The following is a 3,189-nucleotide window of genomic DNA, read 5'->3' as shown; positions in this document are numbered from 1 at the left end:
TTTTTTACAAATTTGCAACAGCCCATTTTTAATTATTTATTCATCTTTTTTCTTACAAACATAATCTTCTCCAGGACTTGGATGGTCACATAGAGGTTTTACATTTATATTCGCTCTATATTCTGTTTCTGTCCAAAGAATTCTTTGTGCTACTTGTGCTTCTGGATTTAATTCTACACCATCTAAGATTATCTCTTTAAACTTTTGATATCCAGCTCTATCAATTAGATGACCACCATGGATATAAAATGGTTTGTGATGAAGAACATTAGCACAGAAAGTTTGCCAATTTTTTACTACAGCTACTATTACATCTTCAGTTACCCAGTTTAAAAACATTTTTCCCATTCTTGGATATTGTTTTCCTGTTCTTCCACCTAAAATAACTCTATAGAATTTCTTTTCTGGTCTTACCCATGCAGATGCTAGACATGCTTCTACACACTCTCCACATCCAACACAACAGCAGGTGTCTTTAACAACTCTATGATTTACAAGACTTAATACTCTTGTAGCAGCCTGTTTACATACTTTAACACATCTTCCACAACCAATACATCTCTCTTTTATATAGATAGGTTTAGTTACACCTATTATTCCAAAGTCATTGAAATGTGCTTTTCCACAGTCATTTGGACAACCTGAAATAGCCATTTTGATGTGGTAATGGCTAGGAAATATCTCTTTTTCAAGTTTTCTTGCAAGTCCCCAGGTATTTATATTTGCTTTTATACAGTGAGAATTACCAATACATGCCATTATATTTCTTGCACCAATAGTAGGATATCCTGCACTGTTTGATTCCATATCTGCATTACACATCTCTATCTCTATCTCTCTTATATAGTCCTGTAAATATGCATTTACCTTTTCTATATTTTCATATTTAATCCCTGGAGCATTAAGTGTCTGTCTAACACCTAAGTGAAATGTTCCATTACCCCATTTTTCAGCAATTTCTTCTATTACTTTTAAATATTTAGCATCTATCAATCCACCAGGAACACGCATCTGAAGCATAAATTCTCCAGGAACTTTAGATTGCCTAAAACAATTAGTCTTCAACGCACCAATATCTATATCGTGATTCATATTTACCTCCTAGTCTACCATATACTTAGCCTGAGTGTAATTAAAAACAGGTCCATCGATACATACATATACTTCATCTATTCTACAGTGACCGCATTTTCCAACAGCACATGACATTTTTCTCTCAAATGAAAGCCATATTCTCTCTGCTGGTACTCCTATATCTTCAAATGATAGTGCAGTATATTTCATCATACTTGGTGGTCCTACAATGATTACCTCTACATCGTTAAAATCATCAGAGATAAGTTTTAACTGTGGTACATATTCAGTTACAAGACCTACACATTCACCATCTATTCCACATCCTTTATCTACAGTAAGTATCATAGGATGTCTTTTTCTCCATTCTATTATCTCATCTTTAAAAAGAATTGCCTCTTCATCTTTAAATCCAAATAGCAGTTCCAATGATTTTACCTTTTCAGGATTTCTATCTATGTGGTGAATAAGAGAACGCACTGGAGCTATTCCTGAGCCACCTGTAACTATAATAACTCTTTTACCATCTATATCAATTCTATCGAAAGCTTTTCCATAAGGGCCTCTCATAGGAATAATATCTCCAGGTCTTAAATTAAATATCTCATCTGTCACTATTCCCACTTTTCTTATTAAAAATTCAGCCCATCCCTCTTCTGGAGAAAAGTCTGTAACTGATATTGGACACTCTCCTATTTTAGGCAAAGAAAGTTGCATAAACTGTCCAAATTTTATTTTATCAGCCTCTGGACATTCAACTCTAAAAAGGTACTCTATATCTGTCATCTTTGTTATTTTCAATATTTTATGAGGAGTTGGCATTATAATATTTTCCATTTTCTTATTCCCCCTTTCCATTTAATTTATCAACTTCATCAGCAAGTCTATTTACTGTTGTAGAAAAGGAAATGAATACAGGACATCTGTCATCGCATCTTCCACAACCAACACACATATTATATTCTCCAAATCTTTTCTTATGGTCATGAATCTTGTGCATAACTTTAAATCTCATTCTTTCTCCACCTTTTTTTCTGAAAGAATGTCCACCTGCCATATCTGTAAATCCATCAACATGACATGAAGCATTTATTCTTCTTCTTTCTCCTGCATCTGTATCTGGAGTGTAATTTGTATCATATGTTGTAAAACATGTACATGTTGAACATGCAACAGTACAGCTACCACACATTAAACAACGTTTATCAAATTGTTTCCACATATCCAGTGTTTTAATTTTATTTTGAATCTCTTTATTTGGAATATCTGGAATTCTAACTACTCTTTCATTCTTTTCTACAAATTTTACTTTATACTCTGCTGGAGTATTATTTGCAAAGTATTTATCAAAACTATCATCCTTTATCTCAATAGATACATTTTCTCCATCAACTTTTATTCCAAATACATAGTCATCAGTTTTATTTGATTCCATTGATACACAAAAACAAGTGTCCCAACCATGTTCTGGACATTCAATAATAGCAAATTTTATTTTTTCTCTCACTCTTTTGTAATAAGGGTCTTCAAATCCGCCATTTTTAAGATAAATGTCGTCAAACCTCTTAATAGCATTAATATCACATGCTCTTCCAAAAATAAGAATAGGTTTATCATCTCTAATTTTTTTCTCTTTATAATCCCCATCAGTAAAATACATAACTGTTTCTGTAATTGGATGATAAACTTCCTTAGCAGCGTATGTAGATTTCTTATCAAATACTATCTCCTGTGCAGTTTCTACTCTATCATATCTTATAATATCAGTATCTGAGTATCTTCCCTGTTTAGGAAAACATTTTGGAGCATAAATTGCATAATCTTTTCCAAGTTCTTTTAGTACATCATTTAATCGTTCAAGCTTTAAAGCATAACCCATTGTGATTCCTCCTTTTTCCTTTACTTCTTTTAATTTACTCTAGTTATAAAAAAGAATAAAACAAAAGCCACCTATAATACAGGTAGCTTTTCAAGCAGGACTAATGATGTTTTACAATTTTTATTCTTATTATAAGGATACCTTTTTTTTTTATATTTTTCAATACTAATAGAAAAAAATTATAACATTGGAGATTTTTTCAGTATACATTAATCAAATATACTCTTATATTGAAG

At 31.9% G+C, this 3,189-nt stretch carries 3 protein-coding genes; all 3 read right to left on the bottom strand.

Annotated elements, in window-relative coordinates; genetic code table 11:
• Positions 1-36: 36 nt before the first annotated feature.
• The 3 genes from asrC to asrA are packed head-to-tail and all read right to left on the bottom strand — an operon-like array spanning position 37 to position 2,953.
• A complete protein-coding gene (gene asrC, locus IX290_RS11205; RefSeq protein ID WP_211493278.1) occupies positions 37-1,092 on the bottom strand; it encodes a sulfite reductase subunit C in 1,056 nt (351 codons plus the stop codon).
• A gap of 9 nt (positions 1,093-1,101) precedes the next feature.
• Positions 1,102-1,911: an anaerobic sulfite reductase subunit AsrB gene (gene asrB, locus IX290_RS11200; protein ID WP_211493277.1), complete on the bottom strand. Its 810-nt coding sequence runs from the start codon at positions 1,909-1,911 to the stop codon at positions 1,102-1,104.
• Between the two features lie 4 nt (positions 1,912-1,915).
• Positions 1,916-2,953 carry an anaerobic sulfite reductase subunit AsrA gene (gene asrA / locus IX290_RS11195; protein WP_211493276.1) on the bottom strand — a complete coding sequence of 346 codons (1,038 nt, stop codon included), beginning with the start codon at positions 2,951-2,953 and terminating at the stop codon, positions 1,916-1,918.
• Positions 2,954-3,189 lie beyond the last annotated feature (236 nt).

It is taken from the genome of Fusobacterium sp. DD2 (assembly GCF_018205345.1).
Taxonomy (GTDB): Bacteria; Fusobacteriota; Fusobacteriia; order Fusobacteriales; family Fusobacteriaceae; genus Fusobacterium_A.
Note: the sequence above shows the minus strand (reverse complement) of the source record. Positions and strands in the feature narration are given on the sequence as shown.